This window comes from Veillonella parvula (assembly GCF_018366295.1).
GTDB lineage: Bacteria > Bacillota > Negativicutes > Veillonellales > Veillonellaceae > Veillonella > Veillonella parvula_P.
In genome coordinates, this window is the sequence record NZ_JAGZIJ010000002.1 from 71,051 (window position 1) to 92,899 (window position 21,849).

Annotated in this window: 20 protein-coding genes and 1 pseudogene; all 21 read right to left on the reverse strand. The window is 41.2% G+C overall.

The features are described from left to right. Positions 1 to 2: 2 nt before the first annotated feature. The 21 genes and pseudogenes from rplI to KHY58_RS03430 all read right to left on the reverse strand — a co-directional run bounded on the left by rplI (position 3) and on the right by KHY58_RS03430 (position 21,725). The gene (gene rplI / locus KHY58_RS03335) at positions 3 to 449 is read right to left on the reverse strand and encodes a 50S ribosomal protein L9 (protein ID WP_004694699.1); all 447 of its coding nucleotides are present in this window, start codon (positions 447 to 449) and stop codon (positions 3 to 5) included. Continuing rightward, positions 446 to 2,473, reverse strand: a complete 2,028-nt coding sequence (locus KHY58_RS03340; RefSeq protein ID WP_004698232.1) for a DHH family phosphoesterase — start codon at positions 2,471 to 2,473, stop codon at positions 446 to 448. The genes rplI and KHY58_RS03340 overlap by 4 nt, the downstream gene beginning before the upstream one ends. Positions 2,474 to 2,489: 16 nt before the next feature. Further along, a complete protein-coding gene (locus KHY58_RS03345; protein WP_278471989.1) occupies positions 2,490 to 3,449 on the reverse strand; it encodes a DUF2232 domain-containing protein in 960 nt (319 codons plus the stop codon). 193 nt (positions 3,450 to 3,642) lie between these two features. Beyond that, a complete protein-coding gene (locus KHY58_RS03350) occupies positions 3,643 to 5,811 on the reverse strand; it encodes a ribonuclease J (protein WP_155085846.1) in 2,169 nt (722 codons plus the stop codon). Between the two features lie 435 nt (positions 5,812 to 6,246). Continuing rightward, positions 6,247 to 6,372: pseudogene (locus KHY58_RS10005) on the reverse strand (DUF805 domain-containing protein); the annotation flags it as partial. Further along, entirely contained in the window at positions 6,356 to 7,153 is a 798-nt protein-coding gene (locus KHY58_RS03355) for a uracil-DNA glycosylase (protein ID WP_278471991.1), read from the reverse strand. The pseudogene KHY58_RS10005 and the gene KHY58_RS03355, both read right to left, overlap by 17 nt. Positions 7,154 to 7,417: 264 nt before the next feature. After that, positions 7,418 to 8,191, reverse strand: a complete 774-nt coding sequence (locus KHY58_RS03360) for an ABC transporter ATP-binding protein (RefSeq protein ID WP_278471993.1) — start codon at positions 8,189 to 8,191, stop codon at positions 7,418 to 7,420. A gap of 11 nt (positions 8,192 to 8,202) precedes the next feature. After that, on the reverse strand, positions 8,203 to 8,955 hold the full coding sequence (locus KHY58_RS03365; protein WP_004698267.1) for an ABC transporter permease: 753 nt from the start codon (positions 8,953 to 8,955) through the stop codon (positions 8,203 to 8,205). 10 nt (positions 8,956 to 8,965) lie between these two features. After that, positions 8,966 to 9,919, reverse strand: coding sequence for an ABC transporter substrate-binding protein (locus KHY58_RS03370; RefSeq protein ID WP_004698283.1), 954 nt, complete (start codon positions 9,917 to 9,919; stop codon positions 8,966 to 8,968). Between the two features lie 437 nt (positions 9,920 to 10,356). Further along, positions 10,357 to 11,988 carry an ArnT family glycosyltransferase gene (locus tag KHY58_RS03375; protein ID WP_278471997.1) on the reverse strand — a complete coding sequence of 544 codons (1,632 nt, stop codon included), beginning with the start codon at positions 11,986 to 11,988 and terminating at the stop codon, positions 10,357 to 10,359. Positions 11,989 to 11,999: 11 nt separating this feature from the next. Continuing rightward, positions 12,000 to 12,587, reverse strand: a complete 588-nt coding sequence (locus KHY58_RS03380; protein WP_004694680.1) for a DedA family protein — start codon at positions 12,585 to 12,587, stop codon at positions 12,000 to 12,002. 251 nt (positions 12,588 to 12,838) lie between these two features. Next, complete coding sequence (locus KHY58_RS03385) at positions 12,839 to 13,627, reverse strand: ABC transporter ATP-binding protein (protein ID WP_278472001.1); 789 nt, start codon at positions 13,625 to 13,627, stop codon at positions 12,839 to 12,841. After that, complete coding sequence (locus tag KHY58_RS03390) at positions 13,624 to 14,625, reverse strand: FecCD family ABC transporter permease (RefSeq protein ID WP_008602154.1); 1,002 nt, start codon at positions 14,623 to 14,625, stop codon at positions 13,624 to 13,626. The genes KHY58_RS03385 and KHY58_RS03390 overlap by 4 nt, the downstream gene beginning before the upstream one ends. Continuing rightward, entirely contained in the window at positions 14,609 to 15,592 is a 984-nt protein-coding gene (locus tag KHY58_RS03395) for an ABC transporter substrate-binding protein (RefSeq protein WP_278472003.1), read from the reverse strand. The genes KHY58_RS03390 and KHY58_RS03395 overlap by 17 nt, the downstream gene beginning before the upstream one ends. A 143-nt stretch (positions 15,593 to 15,735) precedes the next feature. After that, entirely contained in the window at positions 15,736 to 17,799 is a 2,064-nt protein-coding gene (locus KHY58_RS03400) for a TonB-dependent receptor plug domain-containing protein (RefSeq protein WP_278472005.1), read from the reverse strand. A gap of 166 nt (positions 17,800 to 17,965) precedes the next feature. Further along, entirely contained in the window at positions 17,966 to 18,769 is an 804-nt protein-coding gene (locus tag KHY58_RS03405; protein ID WP_008714762.1) for a cell envelope integrity protein TolA, read from the reverse strand. Between the two features lie 8 nt (positions 18,770 to 18,777). Next, a complete protein-coding gene (locus tag KHY58_RS03410; protein ID WP_227037265.1) occupies positions 18,778 to 19,182 on the reverse strand; it encodes an ExbD/TolR family protein in 405 nt (134 codons plus the stop codon). Next, positions 19,179 to 19,790: a MotA/TolQ/ExbB proton channel family protein gene (locus tag KHY58_RS03415; protein WP_008602145.1), complete on the reverse strand. Its 612-nt coding sequence runs from the start codon at positions 19,788 to 19,790 to the stop codon at positions 19,179 to 19,181. The genes KHY58_RS03410 and KHY58_RS03415 overlap by 4 nt, the downstream gene beginning before the upstream one ends. A gap of 313 nt (positions 19,791 to 20,103) precedes the next feature. Beyond that, on the reverse strand, positions 20,104 to 20,325 hold the full coding sequence (locus KHY58_RS03420; protein ID WP_021148713.1) for a DUF2922 domain-containing protein: 222 nt from the start codon (positions 20,323 to 20,325) through the stop codon (positions 20,104 to 20,106). Positions 20,326 to 20,546: 221 nt separating this feature from the next. After that, positions 20,547 to 20,753, reverse strand: coding sequence for a DUF1659 domain-containing protein (locus KHY58_RS03425; protein WP_009352393.1), 207 nt, complete (start codon positions 20,751 to 20,753; stop codon positions 20,547 to 20,549). A 225-nt stretch (positions 20,754 to 20,978) separates the two neighbouring features. After that, positions 20,979 to 21,725: a serine/threonine protein kinase gene (locus tag KHY58_RS03430; RefSeq protein ID WP_021148714.1), complete on the reverse strand. Its 747-nt coding sequence runs from the start codon at positions 21,723 to 21,725 to the stop codon at positions 20,979 to 20,981. Between the last annotated feature and the right edge of the window lie 124 nt (positions 21,726 to 21,849).

The following is a 21,849-nucleotide window of genomic DNA, read 5'->3' on the forward strand; positions in this document are numbered from 1 at the left end:
TATTATTCGGCTACTACATTAACCTTGATAGTACTTGTAATTTCAGGATGAACACGAACTAATACGTCATGTACGCCCAATGTTTTCAATGGTTCTTTAATTTCGATTTTCTTTTTATCGATATCTACTTTGTATTGAGCTTTAGCAGCATCAGAAATATCTTTAGCAGTAACGGATCCGAATACACGGCCTTCTTCGCCCATACGAACTTTTACAGTTACTTCAACCTTAGTCAATTGAGCTGCCAAGATCTTAGCTTCGTCATTTGCAACGGCTTTATTATGAGCAATGGATTCTTGTTTTTGTTTCGCATTATTTACGTTAGTTGCTGTACCTTCAAGGCCGAGGCCTTTTTTGATCAATACATTACGACCATATGCGTCGCTAACTTCAACGATTTCGCCCTTTTTACCAACTTTTTTAACGTCTTCTAACAATACTACTTTCATTGTTGTTCCTCCTCTTGTTCTACGGAATGAAGCGCATCAAGAGCATGCTCCAAAATGGCCTGCTTCGCTTCCTCTATGGTCATACCTTGTAATTGAGCACCAGCCACAGTTCTATGACCGCCACCACCCAAGGCTTCCATTACAACTTGTACGTTCACCTTGCCTTTGGATCGAGCGCTGACGCCGATACCGCCATCATTTAGGGAATATAGTACAAAAGCTGCTTCAATATCTTCATTACTAATGAGCATGTCCGCACTTTGTGCAGCCAACGCCATCATATCCTTCAAACCTTCAGGCGCTACGGAAATAGCAATCCCTTCAGTACGACTTGCTTCAAATACCATTTTAGCACGCAATTGGATAGAATCGAAAGTTTCAATAAACAATTGTTTAACTCTGTCGATATCCGCTCCTGCACGGCGCAAAAATGCTGCAGCCTCAAAGGTACGCGCACCAGTTTGTTGAACAAAGTTCTTCGTATCTAATACGATACCTGCATAAATGCCTGTAGCTTCCGCTTTTGAAAGTTTCACAGGAACACCTGCATATTGTACAAGCTCTGTTACGAGCTCAGATGTAGACGATGCAGATGGTTCCAAATAGGTAAGTAATGGATTTTCTACAAAGTCCGCTGCACGACGGTGATGGTCGATAACGATGCGTCGTTCAGAAATTTCAAGCGCCTCTTGAGCCGCCACCATTTCCTGACGATGCGTATCACACACGACAGTGAGCGTATTCGCATCTACCCATACTCTTGCAGCTTCTGCAGTAATAATATTCTCTTTCCAGAACTCTGACTCGTTAAGAACATTCACCATTTTATCAATGGCGCTAGTTTCTTTTGAAAGTGCAATGCGCACGTCTTTACCAAGTGCTCGAGCAATGGCGGCTACACCGATAATACCACCTAATGCATCGTAGTCTTCACGTTGATGCCCCATGATAAGAATCTTATCAGAATCAATCATAAGCTCATGTATTGCTTGAGATACAACACGAGCACGAACGCGCGTATTCTTTTCAACGCCTGCCGTATTACCACCAAAGAAACGTGTACTTTCACCATCCATAATACAGACTTGGTCACCACCGCGACCTAAGGCGATATCTAAGGCTGCACGAGCACGACCAGATACATCTTTCACAGAGCCTACATTTTCACTAATACCAATGGAAATCGTAGCTGGTACTTGACGTGGAGATGGTACTTTACGGATTCGTTCGAGCACTTTAAAACCATCTTCCTCCATCTCATGAAGCGCACCACGAGAAATGGCAAAGGTATACATATCATCTTGGAAGTTACGAATAAAACCTTCGTAGCGATCGATTTCATCCATAATGATATTATTTATATCTGTCCAAATACTAGTATACTCACGATCACTAAGGCCTTTTGTCAATTCTTCGAGATTATCGATTTGAATCATACCCCATACAGGTTGCCCCTCTTCGGCTTTAATACGGGCTTTTTCTAGGTCTGTAATGTCCTTGAAGTACAATGCCATCACTGCATGTTCTGCCAGTTCATCTTCACTATCAATATCTGATCGGGTATCCCGAGGATCGATAAATTTATAAATAATTTGAAAATATCGATTTTCATATTTTTCCGTCATATATCCGGACTTACCCCAGATTTTATCGATACGGAAACCAGGTAACAAGGCAGACATTTTTTGGAGCTTATTCCAGTCGACCTTAACCCAGTCAGCGAAAACACTATTATTCCACACCAATGTGCCTTGTTTATTAACAAGAACAATCCCCATTGGCAAATTTTGTAAAGCAAAATTAGAAGCTTGTGTGACATTTTTCATCATCGCACTAAACTGTTCTCTTGCTAAACGACGCCGGTTATGAAGGGTATTATAATTAACCAAATACGCCGCTACTACAATGATTAATGCTAAAATCGCAATAGCCCAATTTAAATAGGCCAGCAATAATAGCAATAATACGAGAACGGCAACAATGGTAATTTCTAAACCTTTCCATCTCCGTTGAAAGGATTTCATAACGGCCTCCTTTCTATTATGAGCTACGTTTTTCGAAACGTGCTCTCATATCTAAAAACATATCAAAAATACCATAGAAAACAAGACCATACGGACTCATTGTATATAAGAAGAAAAGAATTATAAATTGAAAGAATCCATTTACTCCATAGTTTTTCATAACTGCCATTAAACAGGTAATACCATTAACTAAGCAAATGAAATCCCCCACAAAAGCAACATTCATTCCGATATCTTTAAGTAAACTATTATCATATCCAATATAGGATAAGCCATAAATAATAATAATCCCTATGGCTAGAACTCCAGCACCCCAAATCGGCATACGCCAAGTAGCCATGGGAGGTAATTCTCTATGAACTGTATTAGTTCGACGACCAATATAAGATACTAACTTAGCCATGATATACGTTATGATAGAGCATGCACAGAACCATAATGACAACATCATACGTTCTGCTTGAGCAAATGAATAATTAAGTTGCTGAATCATCGTATCAATCTGTTCTTGCGGTGCTGATTGCTGTCGTATAGACTCAATCATAGCTTCTTTTAACTCATTATTTACATTTTGTCCTAAGCTAATAAAATCTACAGATGCAAAACTATTAGCAACCACTAATTGTAAGAGGCCCATACCAAGCAATACAGCAGCAGGCACTAATATTAACTTTCTAAAAGACCAGTTTGCTCTAAAAGCTTCCCCCAAAAATATACTAGGCAATGAATATACTAAAATGGTAGACATAGCAATTAATGGTCCAAGAAAGAGTGTTACTAATATAAAGGCTACTATTGAGGAAGTACAGCTATATCTACTACCCCAACGGATACCAATGATAGAAATACCTGCTGGAGCTACCATAGTTGCTAGAAAAGCTGAAAACGGCATGACTGCCCCAATTATAGTCAACATAGCAACAATGGTCGATACAAAGGCAGTTTCCACCATCGCTCTTGTATTTGTTTTATTCATAAATCACCATTCTTACATAAGAAGATATATTAATTGGTATCTTTTAATTATAACAGTTTAAAACGGTAACTTCAAATACCCCATATAGTAGACGAATGCGATAGCAGTGCTATTAATGGTAGTTTTTATTGCTCTTTTAAAATGTCAAAAGTACCACACCATGAGGTGCGGTACTTTTCTGTATTATATAAGATTATACGTCTTGAATAATCGGCAAGATCATAGGACGACGACGGGTTTTATCATAGAAGAATTTACCCAATGCATCACGTACGTTTTGCTTAATAGTTGTCCAGTCTTTGATGCGTTGCATTTCGCAATCTTCAAGAACTTGTTCTACGCGGCGCTCTGCAGCAAGCATAAGTTCTTCTGCGTCACGAACGTATACGAAGCCACGAGATACGAGGTCTGGACCAGCTACGATAGTACCGGAAGCTTTGTCCATCGCCATAACAACGATAACCATACCTTCTTGTGCCAATTGTTGACGGTCGCGGATAACGATATTACCTACGTCACCAACGCCAAGGCCATCAACGAAGATAGCGCCAGCTTGTACGCGGCCGCCTTTGCGACCACCATCTTTATCAAATTCAAAGATTTGACCATTATCACCGATAAGAACTTTCTTAGGATCTACGCCCATGGCCACACCAAGTTCACCATGACGACGCAACATACGGTACTCACCATGAACTGGGATAAAGTATTCTGGACGAACAAGGTTAAGCATTGTTTTAAGCTCTTCTTGGCTCGCATGACCAGATACGTGGATACCACGGTCTTTACCATATACCACATTACAACCTAAACGAAGTAAGTTATCGATAGTTCTACCTACAGCACCTTCGTTGCCTGGAATTGGTGTAGCGGAGATGATAACAGTATCATTCGGTGCCAATTCTACAGTACGATGATTGCTTGTTGCCATACGGGACAAGCCTGCCATCGGTTCACCTTGAGAACCAGTCGTTAAGATCATGATTTGGTCATCTGTGTAGTTGTGCATTACATCTACGTCGATAATTGTATTTGGTGGAATATTCAAGTATCCGCGCTCTTGGGCGATTTCTGTAACATTGACCATGCTGCGGCCCATAACTACAACCTTACGGTTGAACATAACCGCCGCATCAATAGCTTGTTGGATACGGGATACGTTGGATGCGAATGTTGCCAAAACAACGCGGCCTTTTGCTTCTCCAACAGCTTGTTTAATCGCAGGACCTACAGAACTTTCAGAACCGGTAGTACCTGGTTTTTCTACATTTGTAGAGTCCGATAATAGCGCTAATACGCCTTTGTTACCGAGCTCAGCAAATTTGTGCATATCCATCAAACGGCCATCAACTGGGGTTTGGTCAATTTTAAAGTCCCCTGTATGAAGAACCGTCCCGATTGGTGTATTAAAGTATACAGCGCAGGAGTCAGGAATGGAGTGATTTGTTTGGATGAAACCAACAGTCACTTGACCAATTTGAACTTCATCGCCGGCAGCAATCGTACGAAGACATTTTGGAGATACCTTATGTTCTTTAAACTTGCCTTCGATTAATCCACAAACGAGGTTTGTTGCGTATACTGGGCAACTAATTTCTTTCATAAGGTACGCCAAAGAACCGATATGGTCCTCATGACCATGAGTAATTACGACAGCTTTCACGCGGTCTTTATTCTCGATGATATAGCTCATATCAGGAATAACGATATCTACGCCAAGCATATCTTCACTAGGGAATGCAAGCCCTGAATCAAGAACGATAATTTCGTCCTCGTATTGGAAGATGGTCATATTTTTACCAATTTCACCAAGCCCACCTAATGGAATGATTTGGAATTTTCCCTTGTTGGCGCCATTTGGCGTACGACCGACTAATTCCACTTGTTCCTCTTGATTATTCCAACCTGTAGAACGGTTATTTGGGCGGTTATTATTGCGGTTCTGACCATTTTGACCATTGCGACCATTATTAGTACGCGTATTACGTGTATTTTCACCACGCGGTGCACGAGTTTGGCGAGTTTTGCGTTCTTGACCTTCACCTTGTTCGGCATTGCGACGTGTATTTGTACGGCGAGTCGTATTAGTACGGCCACCATTCGCACTTGTGCGAGTATTTGTAGAACGGCGTTGGCGTGTTGCACCCTCACCTTCACCAGCTGTTTGTTGGCGCGTACGACCTTCGCCAGCAGGGCGGCGTGTATTTGTACGGCGACGCGTTTGTTTTTGCTCGCCTTCAGCCGCAGCTGTAAGAGTAGCAGTTTTTGCTACTGTTGGTTCTGCTTTCACTTGCGCAGTAACCTGATTATCTGTTGTATTCACAGTTCCTCCTAAAATTTTGTTCATTAATTTATTTAACATAGTTTTTCTCACCTATCACTTGAATTGATCTATGCCACGAGGAAATGTCACACAAAGAAAAAGGCGCTATTATACTAGCGTCTCGTCAAATGGGCGCAAAAATGCGCTATCAAATTTTGCCGTTCCTAGTTTGTGTGCCATTTGCCGTAGCAAATGAGTATAGTGCACTATCAGATGCTTCAACCGCAAGAGACTTCTATTTTTATCTCAATCCGATACGCAGTGCAATATAGTCCGATCTGTTTTGATGAAAGCCTCACTTTCATACGTTGTGCTCATTATAACATAAAAACAACATAAACAAAAGAGTTCTACGCTTGATTCATCAAAAGTAACATAAAATTTTACTACTACTTAAAAGGGCGGCTCAAACCGAACCGCCCCAAAGCATTTCATTATTTATCATCTGGCATACTTTTATAAAATCCTTCAATATGCACTCACCAGCAATGCAACGAGAATTCGAGTAGTGAAAGCGCTACTCGTAGGCGATATCTTCATAATAGATGCCAACCGTTTGTCAATGGCGATGTTCCTCAACGCCTCACCATATTGATTGGCCTATAGCTTTAGCAAAACCTTCACGGTATAAATTAGCCCCACCGTTAGCCGGATGTCTAAGACCGATGGCTGAAAGGCCGAATCGACCCATCGTATCCGCCGATTTTTGACCGACGGCGAGCACAAGCGGTTTCGGTCCTCCTAATTCGGTGTGCAATGCCAACAGTTTTTTCGTATATTCCCAACCCAACTGCTGCTCCGACTCAGTCGGCGTCCGGTTAGTGAGCGGTTCTCCCGCCTTATGAGGATGAAAGGGAAATATATTCCACAGCAACGCATCGTACGGATCAATCCCCTGTTCGATGATGGCACTCCATACTACCGTATCCGTAGGTTCGTTGAATCCCTGTTCCTGCTGGGTCCGTTTCAGCATAGGGCTCGCAGGGGAGCTGGTTCTTTGTAATGTAACAGGCGTTATCTGATGGGCCCGAATTGTTTTATGCTTATCCAACAACATACGCTCACAGGTAATGGCAATACCCGAAAAACGCCCGCCTTGATATCCGACAGCCTCCGCCACCACAAAGATTTTGGACCGTCCCAACCGCGGCAACAAATACGCCATCAAATTGTTACGACGCACCTGAGCCGCATCAAAGTCAGGTCGAACCATTTCGAGGTCAGGGTTCACCTCACCCCACGGATTGTGAACAAGCTCTCCTCTATATTGACTGAGCCAATCTACAAACTGCTGTACTTTTGCAATCTGATTCGTATCAAACGAGGCCATATATTCATCAAAAGACATCTTCTTTTCTTTCTCTGATGCAAATAAGCACATAGGCTCTCCTCCAATTTATACTACCGAACTATATAATAAATAATGCTGTATATCATGATTACCAAGCTTTTATATACTGTATTTATACACTAAAACCTATAGTAATACAATCCATATATTACGATGCCCAATCATGATATGTGATACTATATCCGATAATCACGCACTACATAAAATGTTGCTGTTACTATATTTATAATAGCACCTATTTCTGAAAGTTTGATGCAAAATTAATATTCAAAATATCCACATACAACATCATATTTATATATAAAACTCGATTTTGTCTTCTTTGGCGAGTTGGAATTGTTCAAATATGTGGTTTCGAATATTGACGAAGGATGCCGAGGTCCTGTCCGTCCTATCGATGAGATTGACAGGGATGATCGTTTGCACCCGTCCCGGATTAGCGGCAAGCACTACAACACGGTCTGCAAGAACCACCGCCTCTTCGATATCATGCGTAACGAATACGACCGTTTTACCCTCTTCACGGCAGATACGGGAGATTTCATCCTGTAAATTGATGCGTGTCAACGCATCGAGGGCCCCTAGCGGTTCATCCATGAAGATAATATCCGGATCGACCGCCAACGCCCGCGCAATGGATACACGTTGCTGCATCCCACCGGACAACTCCGCCGGATAGCGATTGCGCGCATGGTCGAGTCCCACCATTTTCACGTATTTGTCGATGATAGCAGGTCGCTCTTCCTTAGGTACGTTCTTGCTTTCAAGACCCAGTTCAATATTGCTTTCCACCGTTCGCCACGGCAACAGTCCGTAATTTTGAAAGACCGTTACATACCGCAGTTGAGGTGCTTTCACCTCCGCGCCGTCGATGGTAACGGAGCCCGAGGTAACGAGCTCAAAGCCTGCCATAGCATTTAAAAGCGTACTTTTACCTGACCCAGAAGGACCTAAGAGACAAATAAATTCACCTCGTTCAATGTCCAGATTAATATTTTCAAGGATGGTGAGCGGTTCTCCATCTTTCATAAATTTCTTGTGTGCATTGCGCACCGAAATGTAACCCATGTGTCCACCTCCTATTTCTCAATGCCCCAACGTCTATAAATCCATTTTTCGATGAGGGACACGCCCCAATCGAGCAAAAGTCCCACAAAGCCAATCGTCAAAATCGCCACCATCAGAAGATCGTTACGCAAATTATTCCGCATATCGATGATGAGGAATCCAAGACCCGTCTGAGAGCCTACCATTTCCCCTGTCACCAGGAAGATCCACGCCGTGCCGAGCGCGATGTGAAGGCCCGATGCGATGCCGGGAAACACGGCGGGCAATACAATTTTAAATAACAGTTCCGGCTGCTTGATGCCAAAATTTCGAGCCACCTTGATGTATACGGGATCAATATTCTGAATCGCGGACACCGTGGACAACAGAACTGGGAAAAACGCCGCGATAAAGATGATAACGATGGCCGGCGCCTGTCCGATACCGAAAAACAGTACGATAAACGGCAACCATGCCACCGGTGAAATGGGACGAATCACCTGAACGATGGGATTTATATAGCTCCAAATGCCTTTATACCAGCCTAAAATAAGGCCTAAAAACACGCCGGCTACGACGGAAATGACATAGCCTATGAAAAAGCGCACCAAACTGTCTGCAACATCCTTGAACAACACGCCGTCTCCGATGAGCTCCCCAAAACCGAGCAACACTTTGTATGGCGTCGGCAGCAAGGCTTCGTTAAATCCGCTGAGGCGAACGATTAATTCCCAAATTAGCCACGCTGCGATAAATGAGCCTGGCACATATGTATATTTCTTCATGGTCCCCCTCCTATGGTAACAATGTTTGATCTACAAACTCTGAATAGCTCGGCACGTTTTTGATTAAATCAATATGTGTCATGTGATGCACGAGCGCATTGTAACGCTCCTCTGTAAGGGCTAAATCTTTAAACCCAATCACTTTGAGGGAACGTTCAATAACAGGATCCTTAAACTTCATGTATTTTAAGGAAATCTCCTTTTGCGCCTCCGGATGCTCGTCTAAATATGTACCTGCATCGAGATAAGCTTTTGTGAAAGCCTTCGCCAAATCGTGGTGTTCATCGACGAATTGACCGTTGAACACGAGGGCGCAACAGATATTGTCATGCCATAAGTGATCAGGGTCTTCAAAGACCTTCCCAGCTCCCATTTCTATAGCAAGAGAACCAAATGGCTCCGCCACGCTATAGCCAGCGATTTGACCGACCGACAATGCGGACGGCATTTCAGGAGGGCTCATCTCCACTATCTGTACGTCCTTCTCGCTAAGACCTGCCCGTTCAAGCATGAGGTCTACGAGGATTTTTTGAGTTGATTGCTTATGAGGGATAGCAAAGGATTTACCTTTCAAATCCTGTACAGAGTTAATATCGTTATTTACAACGATAATGTTGCCTTCCGTATGACCTAATGCCGCCGCGCGCACATCTATGCCCTGTTCACGAGCCTTTACGCCGAGCTCAACGAGAACGGCTGCAGCGTCTACTTTACCGGTGTTGAGCGCATCCATGAGTTCCGGCCAGGAACCGTATTTAACAAGCTCTACATGGACAGGACCATCTGCTGTCTCCAATTCCTTCGTAGCAAATACCGGCAGCGCATGAGTAATCGGTAAATACGCAACGCGCACGGTCTTCAGCTCCTGTGCTGACTTCGGTACCGTATGCTGATAATATGCATACGCCGCACCTCCGATAACGAGAAGCACAACAGCAATGATTAGATACCAAATTTTCTTCATAATGTCCCCTCTTTCTACCTCACAACAAGGGGCGTTTATGACTCATATCAATTTCCGCATTTTTCTAAACCTTAGATGAAATCAGGCTTTAGAACACCTCGTCTTCTAAACTTAATATAACCTACTATAACAATATGTATTAATTATGTCAATAAATCATATTAATATTGTAGGTATTATTATTTATGTACGAAAAATGTCAATATAGACAAGAGCCTATTCATTTAAATAAGCATTTTAATATAAAAGGCAAATAAATAGATAGTATGTAGAGGATCAACACCAGTAAACGTTCAGATAACATAAAGCTGCAAGATTTTAATTAACCAAAAACAGCAAACAACTAATTAACAAAAAGTGGTAAGGCGCTAATTAACAAAAAACAGGTAGCATCTATTGGATACTACCTGTTTTTAATGTTTATTAAGTTTTCACAATTATTTGAATAGAGTCTTTTTATTTAATACGTAAACTTCTGATGTACCCGCTTCACTAGACTCAGATACATGTGGATAAATGGAGGACTGACGGAAATGCTTAATTTCCCCTTTTGGAACGATTAACATAAGTGGCTTACCAGATTCGATAATCTTGTTAAATTCCTCTTCACTTACTTGTTCCATAAGATATTTCTTCTGCCATTCAGCGCTACGTTTTTTTAATTTATCTCGATCATCCCAGCGGCTTTCATCACCATTAATCTTGATAACCTTATGGCCCGTATAATACACAACAGCCGTACTATAGCCGTTATAGTAATAGACATCCCCTTCATAGGAATCCACTACTGGAACAACATCAATATTACTACGTTGCTTAACGAATGGCTCTAAACCTTCCATAACAACTATAGAAGATATAACCATCGTACCAAGGACAATAATTGTAACTAAACGATATCCTCGTTTCGTATACCATGTATAGAACATAGCCAATATTGCCATAGCAACCACGACATAGAGCAAACAATAAAAACCCCATGGTGCGAAGAAAGAACCTGCTACATAAGCAATCCACAAAAGCAACGTCGGCCCCATAATAATCCATTTTAAGGCTCTAGATTTGCCTTTGCGAATAAGCTTCATAACGCCCAAAGCACCGATAGCACTAAATGGGACTAAGCTAACAAAGGTATATAGAGGGTATTTTGTTGCCATCAAGGTGTAGAATAGCACAATTCCAACACCCCAAGTCATATTATAGATAAACCCTGTATGACGTTGTTTAAAGCCATCGATTATACCGTAAATAACAGCACCCGTCCACGGCATAGAAGCACCAAGGAAGATAGCGAGATAATACCACCACACATTATCTTCTGGATGTTCCGATTGAGTAGCACGCGTTACATTGTGAAGTCCTAAGAAGCCATTGATAAAGTCTTGACCATGAACGCTATACATGTACACATACCACGGCAAACAAACTACACAAAAAGCTAAAATGCCACGCCAATTGAAGATGGCTTTCACCATAGACCAAGAACGATTAATACCTGCAAAAACAAGCAGAATCATACCAGGCAACACAATGGCTACCGGACCTTTAGTGAGTACGCCTAACGCAGCAAATACATAGGCTACAATCATGGCATACGGTTTCTGTTCCACCAGTCCCTTGTAGGAGTAAATCATGACCATCAATGTCATATAAAGGAGCACCATATCTGTAACAACGCCATGAGCTACGGTCCAGAACATGAGAGATGTGCCTAGAACGGATGCCCCAATGAGACCAAGCGCCCACTTACCGCTCATGGTACGCGTAGATTGATACATGGTCGCCACCGACAAAGCACCGAAAATAGCACTCGGTAGGCGCACCACCCAATCAGCAATTCCAAAGACTTTAAAGCCAAGAGCAATGAGCCAATAAATCATGATTGGTTTATCATACCAATAAGTACCATAAATCTGTGGAGATAGCCAATCACCAGAAAGAACCATTTCCTTTGCCGTTAACGCATAATTAGATTCAACGGGATCTGTAACAGGCAACATATTATTGCCAAACATATAAAACACTAGCCACACAATAAATACGACTGGTGTTAATCGAGAGAGTTTCATAAGGGGTCTCCTTATCGACGATTACGATAGTATCTAAAGCCCAGCACTGCAGCTATAATGACAAATACAACGATCATACCAATCAAGAACTCATGATTGTACTCGATAAGGTCTTGCCAATTTTCACCAAGTACCTTGCCTAAGTAAACGAGCAAAATCGTCCAAGGAATCGTACCGAGTACCGTCCAGATGATGAAATGCCACATGGGATAGCGTGCCATTCCTGCCGGAAAGGAGATAAAGGTACGAACACCGGGTAAAAGTCGACCAAAAAATACAGCTACACCGCCATATTTATTAAACATCTTTTCTGCCAGTTCAAATTTATGTTCATTAAAAAATATATATTTACCATATTTCAATAATAAAGGGCGCCCACCATGCTCACCCATCCAGTAGGATACTATAGAACCAACAATCCCTGCTAAGATACCTACTACCATTGTCGTATGCATATCAAATATGCCTTGAGCTATCAAATACCCCGCAAAACCAAGTACGATTTCACTCGGAATAGGCACGTTAGCATTTTCTAGAACCATTGCAATAAACATGGCCGTATAGCCATATGTTTCCATAAACGAAATAATATATTCCACTATTTTACCTCACTAAAAATCCCCATCCGGGTTCTATAATGTACTTATTCTTGTACATCATTTCGTGAAAGTTTCACCCAACCATTTGGTATACCATATATTTTACCATAATAAAGAGACCCTCACCACAAGTGGGGCCTCTTTAAGGTATAAACAGTATGTGATTTTCGCAATAGCTTTTTTTGCTATTGTGTACAGCTCATTAAAACAACTAACAATTAACTAGCTATACGGCATCCAACCTCCTCTGTTTAAGCAAGACCATATGGTACACATATAGGACATGTTTCTTCACTACGAGGACTTTGTAAAATATCCGCTTTAATGCCGAACCAATTTGCTAGATTCTCTGCAGTCATCATCATATGCGGAGCTCCATCACCGACGATAGTCCCCTCTTTGATGGCAATAATGCGGTCACTATAGCGCAAAGCTAGATTCAAATCATGTAGCACCATAACGACCATGATATTTCGTTCCCGCTGTGTACGTTTAACCAGTTCCATCAATTCAATTTGATGACGACTGTCAAGATAGGTAGTCGGTTCATCGAGGAGTAAAATATTTGGTTCTTGAGCCAAACTTAATGAAAGCCATACGCGTTGCCGTTCACCGCCGGATAGTTCCCCTATGTGACGATACCGATATTTCCATACATCTGTGCATTTCATCGCCTGCTCCACAGCAGCTAAATCAGCATCAGATAGTTCCTTAAAAATCGATACATACGGATTTCGTCCGGATCGAACCAACTGCTCAACTAACATTCCTTCAGGGGCTGTCGTAATTTGCGGTAACAAAGCTATATGGCGCGCTAATTCCTTTGTATTCCACGAATGTAAAGATTTTTCATCTAGCGATATGGAGCCTTGTTTTAGCTTAATAAGTCGGGCCAAAGCTTTCAAAAACGTTGATTTTCCCGAACCATTCGGACCAATGATAGATATTATTTCCGGTTTATCAAAGACGATGGATTGATTCTCCAGTATCAATCGTTTTCCATAGCCTACCGTTATATTATCGACTGTTAACACACTCATCTTCGCCCCACCCCTTTCAATAGATACAAGAAGAATGGAGCACCCAAAAAGCTCATCAGTACGCCTACAGGGATTTCACCAGGCGCAATCATCATGCGCGCCAAAGTATCGGCATAAACAATTAATATGCCACCAAAAACCATAGACGTAGGAATCAAATAACGATAATCCACACCTACAATGAGACGCGCCACATGAGGCACGATAAGGCCTACAAAGCCCAACATTCCCGACACGCTCACCGCTGATGCGGCTAATAAAGAAGCTAATACGAGTAAGGACAATCGACATCTTTCAACATGCACACCTAAAGTGCGCGCCGTATCATCGCCTAAACTAAGCAATGTAAGCCATCTGATAGATATCATAGATCCAATAATTCCTATAGCCGTATAAGGCCAGATCATCATTACATCGTCCCAGCTGCGCCCTACAAAACCACCTGCCATCCAGCTCACCGTTCCTTGAACACGATCTGGATAAAATACGGATAGAATCGTATTAAACCCGCCAAAAAAAGCAGCCACAGCCACACCGGCCAAGATAAGGCGCAACGGATTGAGCCCACCTTGCCAAGAAATCCCATAAACCAAAAACGATGCCACTAACGCACCAACAAAAGCGCCAATAGGAACAAGCATAACGTAAGTAGGCATGAGAATCATGATAATCATAGCCGCCAAAGCACCGCCAGAGGTAATGCCGATAATTCCGGGATCCGCCAAAGGATTTCGCAAGATACCTTGTAAAATCACACCAGCTAAGGCAAGATTCATGCCAGCTAAAAAGCCCACTACAACACGTGGTAAGCGTATAGTCATGATAATTTGACCAATTTTCGATGTGTCGCCACCCGTTATGATTTGGTATAATTCGCCCCAAGTTAATGGAACGGCGCCCAGTTTCATACTCAGCAACACCCCTGCTATTAACAGAATCAGCGCAGCCACAAAAACGCGTAGGCCACGACGTTCCTGCACATTAATGAGATTGTCCATATAACACCTTTTCCGCATATAATAACACTTGATCCATTCGAGCGGTCGGCACCGACGCAAACAAAGGACCCGGCAAGACCTCTATATTCCCATTAGCAACAGCAGGTACATTCTGCCATGCCGGCGTTTTAAAAGCCTTTTTAAAAGCTGCTATATCTTTCTCACCGCTACTACCATGATTAATCAAGATAACCTTGTCACAATCAAGAACGGCCATCGTCTCCAGATTAAGCGGAATATATCCATCCAAAGCATTCTCCGATACATCCTGCGGCAAATATACATCAGCCACATTTTTTGCCCCTAATCTTTGGAGAATATCTCCCACATATGTTTTACTGGAGGCTAGTTGGTAACTCGTAGGTGTCCCAAAAACGATGAGGACACGCGGTGCAGACTCATCTTTATGACGCTGTATGATTTCCGTTAGGATATCATTATATTTCTGGACCAACGCAGCCGCCTCCCTATCATGACCAGTCATGGTGCCCACATGTCGAATATGGTCCATGATGTCATCATAATTGGAGGATAAGTGGTAAAAGCTAGGAATATGATTCGCATTAAAAGCTTTGCGCAACGCCGTTTGAAACGGCATGGCAATGCCGATAACGAGATTTGGGTCGGACATAATAATTCGTTCAATACTTGGAGATACAGCACTATTCATATTCGGATACTGTGCAATTTTAGCCTGCACATCTGCCGGTAACTCCCTTGAATTTACTACGCCTACGGGGCTAACACCTAAAGTGATAAGCAATTCACTATCCGCCGAAGAAATAGATACTACACGACTTGCTATGTTTGGCAACGACACAATTTGCTTCGTATCATCTTCAATCTGAATAGCACCTGCCTCGCTGAATACCTCTCGCTTGCCTTCAAAGCTCATAACCGTAGTGAAAGCCCCCACAACGGCAACAATCCCCAATAAACATAATAACGGCTTATTGATAATGATCACCTCGCAGATTACTTATGCAAGCTAAACCTCATACATTATAGTTTCAAATTAATGCCACTATATTACATACACCAATACATATGCATGTATTTCATTCATACATTAAGGCCTCAGCATTTCATGCGTACATTAATGTCTCACTATTACATACGCAAGTTAAGGCCCATGCGATAAGTAGCACCATGAATATCCCGTAAGTCTTGTTTTTCGCCAAATATATTTTCAACCCCTACATACATGGATGCATTATCATTCAACTGACGAGTCACCATAACATTCCAAGTTTGAATGTTTTTCTTCTTCGGAATACTGAGACGTGGGTTAACAACGATAGCATCAATGCCATCAAGGTAGTTAATATAATAATTACCCCAGAACGCGCCAGTCCAGCGACCTTGATGATAATTAACACCACCACTGAATACATGACGACCACGATTTAACAGACGATTATGGGTAACGTCATTCTTCGCATCCAAATAAGTATAGTTACCGAATACATCCCATTTATCATTGAGTCTATGATTTACAGATAATTCCACACCTTGCAATACAGCACGAGGTAAATTGGAATACGAAACATAAATACGGCGATTTGCCATATCAATACGATTGGCACCACTTTCAATATAATTTTTAATCACATTGTGGAAATAGGACGCCTTAACATTTGTCCGTTTCCAATCTTTTTCTACGGAGAAATCAAAGTTATAAGAGCTTTCAGGTTTCAAATTAGGATTACCTTGCAAATATATATCGAAAGCCCCTAATCGCCCTCTTGGCACATTAGATGCCATAAGCCAATGATGATACATTTCCGTCATACCAGGTGTGGAGTAGCCTGCACCATAGTTCATTTTAAAGCGAAGACTATCATTTGCTTTATAGGTAACACCAATCTTAGGCGACCAATGGCTATCAAATGCATTTGACGTATCATAGCGAACAGCAGGAATAATTACCCATTTACGACTAGGTTTCCATTGATGTTGCACAAAGTAACTACCGTAATTAATGGTTGCCTTACCCGCGGTATCTGTAATGCCTTCTCGAGTTCTTGACCATGCTATGGAGCCATTATTAATACGTGTACTAATCGCTTCTTGACGGCGGAATTGAACGCCATACGTCAAGAGATTCTTCTTATCAATTGCCGTGTTAACCTGTGCCTCTGTAATCCATTCTTTATTATAATATTCATCCCAAATGGATAGTTTTTTTATGCCACCCGTGCGCTTATATTGATCATAAGTGTCTTTGTAATGATTGTAGTAAGACTGCACCATAAGCGATGACCGGCCGCGACGGCCATTCCAACGAAGACCTGTGCTTGTAGTAGTCGTATTTTTATCAACCGATTGAGTCAATGCGCTACCCTTTTTCGTATTCATGTCCAAATCTTCAGTTTCTCGATCTATAAAGAAGGAAAATTTATCCCTTTTTCCCGCTTGATAAGATACGTCAAAATGAAGCGGTATTCGGTCACCATGATAGTTATTATCCGATCCAGAGTCATTATTTCCCGCTATATTCCTGCGAATACCGGCACCAATCGATCCGTTCCACTTTCCTTGTTGTCCACTACGAGCCAATACATTGAAGTTATATCCTGTTGCACTCGATGCATCACGCCGGGAAATTTCAGTATTAACCTCTACACTTGGCTTTCTGGATTGTTTTGTAATAATATTAATAACCCCACCGTTCGCTTCGGAACCATAAAGGGCACTCGACGGACCACGCGTTATTTCGATGCGCTCCACATTATCCATGCCTTGACGAAGCCAACCCATGGCATTAGCTCTCGTTTTCGTCAACTCTCCAGTAACACGTCGTCCATCAATAAGAATTAATGTATGACGAGATTCGGCACCACGCATTGTAATATTTTGTCCACCGTGAGCATCAGTGCTGAAAGCAACGCCTGGCACACTTTGTAAGGCTTGCTCTAAATTACGATATTGACGATCTTTAATTTCTTCTTGTGAAATAATCGTTGTCGCAATTGGCACATCCCGAACTAAAGCCTCCGTACGAGTAGCAGTAACCGTAATATCTTTCATGCGTCTCGACTGCTCATCACTCGCATTATTTTGAGATTCATTCATACTAACTACACTTGTAGAACTATTATTTTCTGCACCTACCACACCTGCAGCAGATGTTAGATACACAACACACAATAGTGCTGCCCATGATTTTTTCATCACACACCTCCAGAAAATATATTAGGGCTCTAATAGCATAAAACGATATCTAATCTCAATTATATATTCATTAAGAATAACTATCAATATTATTTTATGTTATCAAAGTAATATATATACATATAAAAAAACTAGTATCTATAAAGATACTAGTTTTTCATTATACTTATAAATTATAGTGAATTGTGATATCTGCATATTGCTGTGTACCTGTAGAATTTTCAGCGCCACCCACACTATAAGCATATTCCCTAGCATGTTCTGATAACATAGGGTCATCAGAGTTAAGAACTTCCACACTGGCAACACTGCCACCTGGGGCAAAATAAATTCTTAGTGTTACATCACCTTGAATTCCCATAGTGTATGCATCTGTAGGGTAATTACTATTAATTGCACTTTGTAAATTACTCCAATACCCATCATAACTGAATGTGCCGCCACCACCGACATCAACTTCAGTACCTCCGGTACCTTCACGATCGCTAAGCCCTTCTCCGCTACCTGTTGATGCATACCCGATCCCAGAACCTTCAGCTCCGACAAGTCCACTCCCCGTATTGCTACCAACAGAAGATTGTTTAACCGTTCCTATTTCACCAGCACTCGCTTGTTGACTAGACGGACTTACATCACTTTTTGTAGGAACAGCAGAGTTGCCATTTTGTCCTCCATGACCGGCTCCTCCGTTATCAAGTTGAACATTATTATTTTCCAATTCTTTTGAGTGTTGGATCTCATGAGCTTTTTCTTCTTTAATTTGCTCTTTAATTTCCTCTACTTGTTTCTCTGCTTCCTGTTCCGTTAGAAAATTAATTTGTAACGATCCAGTCATTTGAGATTCGATATAATCAGAAAAAGAAACAAAGGCAACACCAACCGTAATAATACTTATAACTGTAGCAATAACAAAGGCTTTTTTATAGGTCATATGTGGATATTTCCACACATCTACATATTTTTTCGCCATAGCATCACCTATTTATTAACAGTGGCAATACTAATACTTGCAGCGCCGGCTAATTTCATCTCATCCATTAATTCCACAACCTTGCCATAACTCAAATCCTTGTCAGCACGAATAAGGAAGTTTTGATTTTTATTCTCTCCAATTTTGGCTTTCACAGAGCTAATAAGCTGTTCTTTCGTCACATATCCATCATCAATCATCAGCTGCCCAGATTTTTCAAAATCAATTAAAACCGGGCGCAACTCTGCGGACTGTTGTGTTTTTGTTTTTGGTAGCATAATAGACAAGGATTGTTGCGGAATCGTATATATGGTGCTAATCATAAAAAATACGAGCAAGAAAAAGATGATATCAATCATAGGGATAACCATCAAAGTAGGCTTTTCTCCCTCCATACGGCTCATTCGTTTCATGCAGCATGCCCCCGATCATAAGAATCTAAGACACGAGAAAATGAATCTTCTAAACGAGATATTGTCATACGTACATGATGAGTAAATCCGGCATGAAAACACAATGCCACAATAGCCACGCAAAGACCAGAAGCAGTTGCGACAAGGGCTTCCCCCACACCACCGGTAATAGCAGTAGGTACCGCACCGTCAGCACCGAACACCTGAAAGGCACCGATCATCCCCGTTACAGTACCAAGCAATCCTAATAATGGTGCTATCGTAACAATGGTAGAGAGCCAATCAAGACCACGGGAAGCGTGCGTATAAACATGGGCCACCATATCCTCCATTTTGGATTGCAATACATTGCGATCATGACACTGTCCAAGCACGCGAGTCAGATTATACGAAATATTAGCTGTATATTTAGATTCTAAGCTAGTTAATAAGGATTGCCAATTTATTTCGCTCTCTTCTAATGCATCATTCAAAGCAAACATTTCCCGCTTCAATTGTCGATAATAAGCTATACGTTCTATCGCTATAGCTACGGTTATGATAAGTGCCACTAGTAGCGGCCACATAACAAATCCACCATGTAAGAATAATTCCCACGCCTCTTTCATCGTAAACCTCCTTTATAAGTAGCTTAATTCTATATACTAATTTCCTACACTAACAAACTGATTATAAATAGACTATCCTATTATAAATTGATAAATAAAATCACTTAATAAGTCTATCACATCATACTACATTTTCCAATCTTATATGTATAACAAGCACTTTAGAGAACATTATAATCTATGAATCTGAAATAATTTTGAATTTATATCTCAATTAATGCGCAAAAAAAGCGACCAGGATTTCTCCATGATCGCTTTTATACTACCTTTAGATTATATTTGTACCTTTCTAGACTACAGCATAGAAGCAGTACTATTGCAATTCAGTAGTTTGTGTCTTTACTTCACGAGCTGTAGTAAATGCTGCTAATTCTGCATCACCAGAACCAAGAATTACTTTATTAGCCACTAACGCATTAGCCGCTGTTTTAGCATCTTGTAAAGTAATTCCAGCACGAGGAGCACTAATTGTGACTGATGTGCTTTTACCACCGACCGTAGAAAATGTAAGATATACAACGCGTTTTTCCGCCATGTGGGCGCCTCCTTTCACGTTTCATAAACAAGTTCATCGAATCTAGATAGGCTGTAAACATGTTAGATTACAAGTATACGTATCTTCGATTCATATCAATAAGGATGGGAATGTGTGGACTTGCTATTTCTACACCTCTTTACGACTATCTGAGAATGTACGAATCTAGCAATAAAATGTGTTTGGAGCACCTAAAACAAGAATGAGTAGAAACTCTACCCTTAATGCCCTAAGGATACTTCATTGACGCGGACCACGTCGGACAAGCTGTGGTCATACAAGGCTGCCAGCGCATTACCAACGGTTTTCACATTATCGTCAGACGCTTCTTCTGCAACACGAGTATAAGTTACGTCTTTGTACTTCGGCGCATCTTCGGTACCGATGTTAAAACGCAACACCAATTTAGTGCGTTTAATGTTAGCCATCGTATCACCTCCTTTCACCCTCTTATATTCCTGAGGGCCTTGTTCGACAACCCCCTTGCCGTTATTTAAGGTACTTATGGTGAAAGTAGCTGAACTCTGACTGTAATACTATAAATTGAAATAGAAAAAGACCTCTACCTAATGATATCTAGAAGATTAATATTCTAGATATCACCAGTAAAGGTCTATAAAGTGCTCTTATTACGAGTACTATTCAAATACATATTATTCGGTTTTCAACGCCAATATAAAGTCATATGCTTTAACAGCAGCTTCAGTGTCCACAAAATGTAGAGGATTTAACATACGACAGAATTTAAAAAGATATTCATGTTTACGCAAAATGTCTTTTATATGTAGCACTGTCTCACGGGCTGTACAGGCTGAGCTATAGCCATTCATCATAGCATATAGGTAAGAAATAGGTAAATTATCCTCCCGAAGGAAGCTGTGAACGAAGACGAGTAAATCCCAGCCTTGCGGTGTTAACTCAGGCCAACGACGGCTATTCTCCCAATCGAGCAATGTGATCTTATCTAGTTCAGGCTCATAGGTAATGTCGCGCATAGCAGGACGGCCATGACTCAAGCCATAATCATGCAACTGACCTAATGTCTTGCCAAACATATAAAAAATATGACTTAACATATCCTGCAAACTATCATCCTCTGGATGTTGAGCGGGCAATTGGCTATAATATGTTAACGTTTTACCACAAGCTTCTGTAACAAAATAATGTTCTCTAAAACCAACAATAACAGGAGCTACTGGCAATTGCGTATTCACAAAAGAAATCTTGTAAAACTCATAATCAAAAGAAGCTCTAGGTGCGGGCTTAATCCAACTAGAGCGATGGTTACTTATATCCTGTTTTACAAAGTACTGTTTGTTGTTAAAATCCACAGAAAAAACACGATGTTCTGTCTCTTGATCAATCATTCGATCGATATATTCTAATAGCATATCATTCATTATTTTCCCCCCGTATATACACTCTATAATGCTAATCGCCCTCTCAAAGCATAATAACTAGCATTTCCAATATAATATCTCCCAAATTTATATTGTATAGTCTAGTATGTATAGCATTATAATA

What these genes read in the sequence shown, in the direction of transcription:
- rplI (WP_004694699.1), bottom strand. Translation starts at nt 449, where the DNA reads ATGAAAGTAGTATTGTTAGAAGACGTTAAAAAAGTTGGTAAAAAGGGC.
- KHY58_RS03340 (WP_004698232.1), bottom strand. Translation starts at nt 2,473, where the DNA reads ATGAAATCCTTTCAACGGAGATGGAAAGGTTTAGAAATTACCATTGTT.
- KHY58_RS03345 (WP_278471989.1), bottom strand. Translation starts at nt 3,449, where the DNA reads ATGAATAAAACAAATACAAGAGCGATGGTGGAAACTGCCTTTGTATCG.
- KHY58_RS03350 (WP_155085846.1), bottom strand. Translation starts at nt 5,811, where the DNA reads ATGTTAAATAAATTAATGAACAAAATTTTAGGAGGAACTGTGAATACA.
- KHY58_RS03355 (WP_278471991.1), bottom strand. Translation starts at nt 7,153, where the DNA reads ATGTGCTTATTTGCATCAGAGAAAGAAAAGAAGATGTCTTTTGATGAA.
- KHY58_RS03360 (WP_278471993.1), bottom strand. Translation starts at nt 8,191, where the DNA reads ATGGGTTACATTTCGGTGCGCAATGCACACAAGAAATTTATGAAAGAT.
- KHY58_RS03365 (WP_004698267.1), bottom strand. Translation starts at nt 8,955, where the DNA reads ATGAAGAAATATACATATGTGCCAGGCTCATTTATCGCAGCGTGGCTA.
- KHY58_RS03370 (WP_004698283.1), bottom strand. Translation starts at nt 9,919, where the DNA reads ATGAAGAAAATTTGGTATCTAATCATTGCTGTTGTGCTTCTCGTTATC.
- KHY58_RS03375 (WP_278471997.1), bottom strand. Translation starts at nt 11,988, where the DNA reads ATGAAACTCTCTCGATTAACACCAGTCGTATTTATTGTGTGGCTAGTG.
- KHY58_RS03385 (WP_278472001.1), bottom strand. Translation starts at nt 13,627, where the DNA reads ATGAGTGTGTTAACAGTCGATAATATAACGGTAGGCTATGGAAAACGA.
- KHY58_RS03390 (WP_008602154.1), bottom strand. Translation starts at nt 14,625, where the DNA reads ATGGACAATCTCATTAATGTGCAGGAACGTCGTGGCCTACGCGTTTTT.
- KHY58_RS03400 (WP_278472005.1), bottom strand. Translation starts at nt 17,799, where the DNA reads ATGAAAAAATCATGGGCAGCACTATTGTGTGTTGTGTATCTAACATCT.
- KHY58_RS03405 (WP_008714762.1), bottom strand. Translation starts at nt 18,769, where the DNA reads ATGGCGAAAAAATATGTAGATGTGTGGAAATATCCACATATGACCTAT.
- KHY58_RS03410 (WP_227037265.1), bottom strand. Translation starts at nt 19,182, where the DNA reads ATGAAACGAATGAGCCGTATGGAGGGAGAAAAGCCTACTTTGATGGTT.
- KHY58_RS03415 (WP_008602145.1), bottom strand. Translation starts at nt 19,790, where the DNA reads ATGAAAGAGGCGTGGGAATTATTCTTACATGGTGGATTTGTTATGTGG.
- KHY58_RS03420 (WP_021148713.1), bottom strand. Translation starts at nt 20,325, where the DNA reads ATGGCGGAAAAACGCGTTGTATATCTTACATTTTCTACGGTCGGTGGT.
- KHY58_RS03425 (WP_009352393.1), bottom strand. Translation starts at nt 20,753, where the DNA reads ATGGCTAACATTAAACGCACTAAATTGGTGTTGCGTTTTAACATCGGT.
- KHY58_RS03430 (WP_021148714.1), bottom strand. Translation starts at nt 21,725, where the DNA reads ATGAATGATATGCTATTAGAATATATCGATCGAATGATTGATCAAGAG.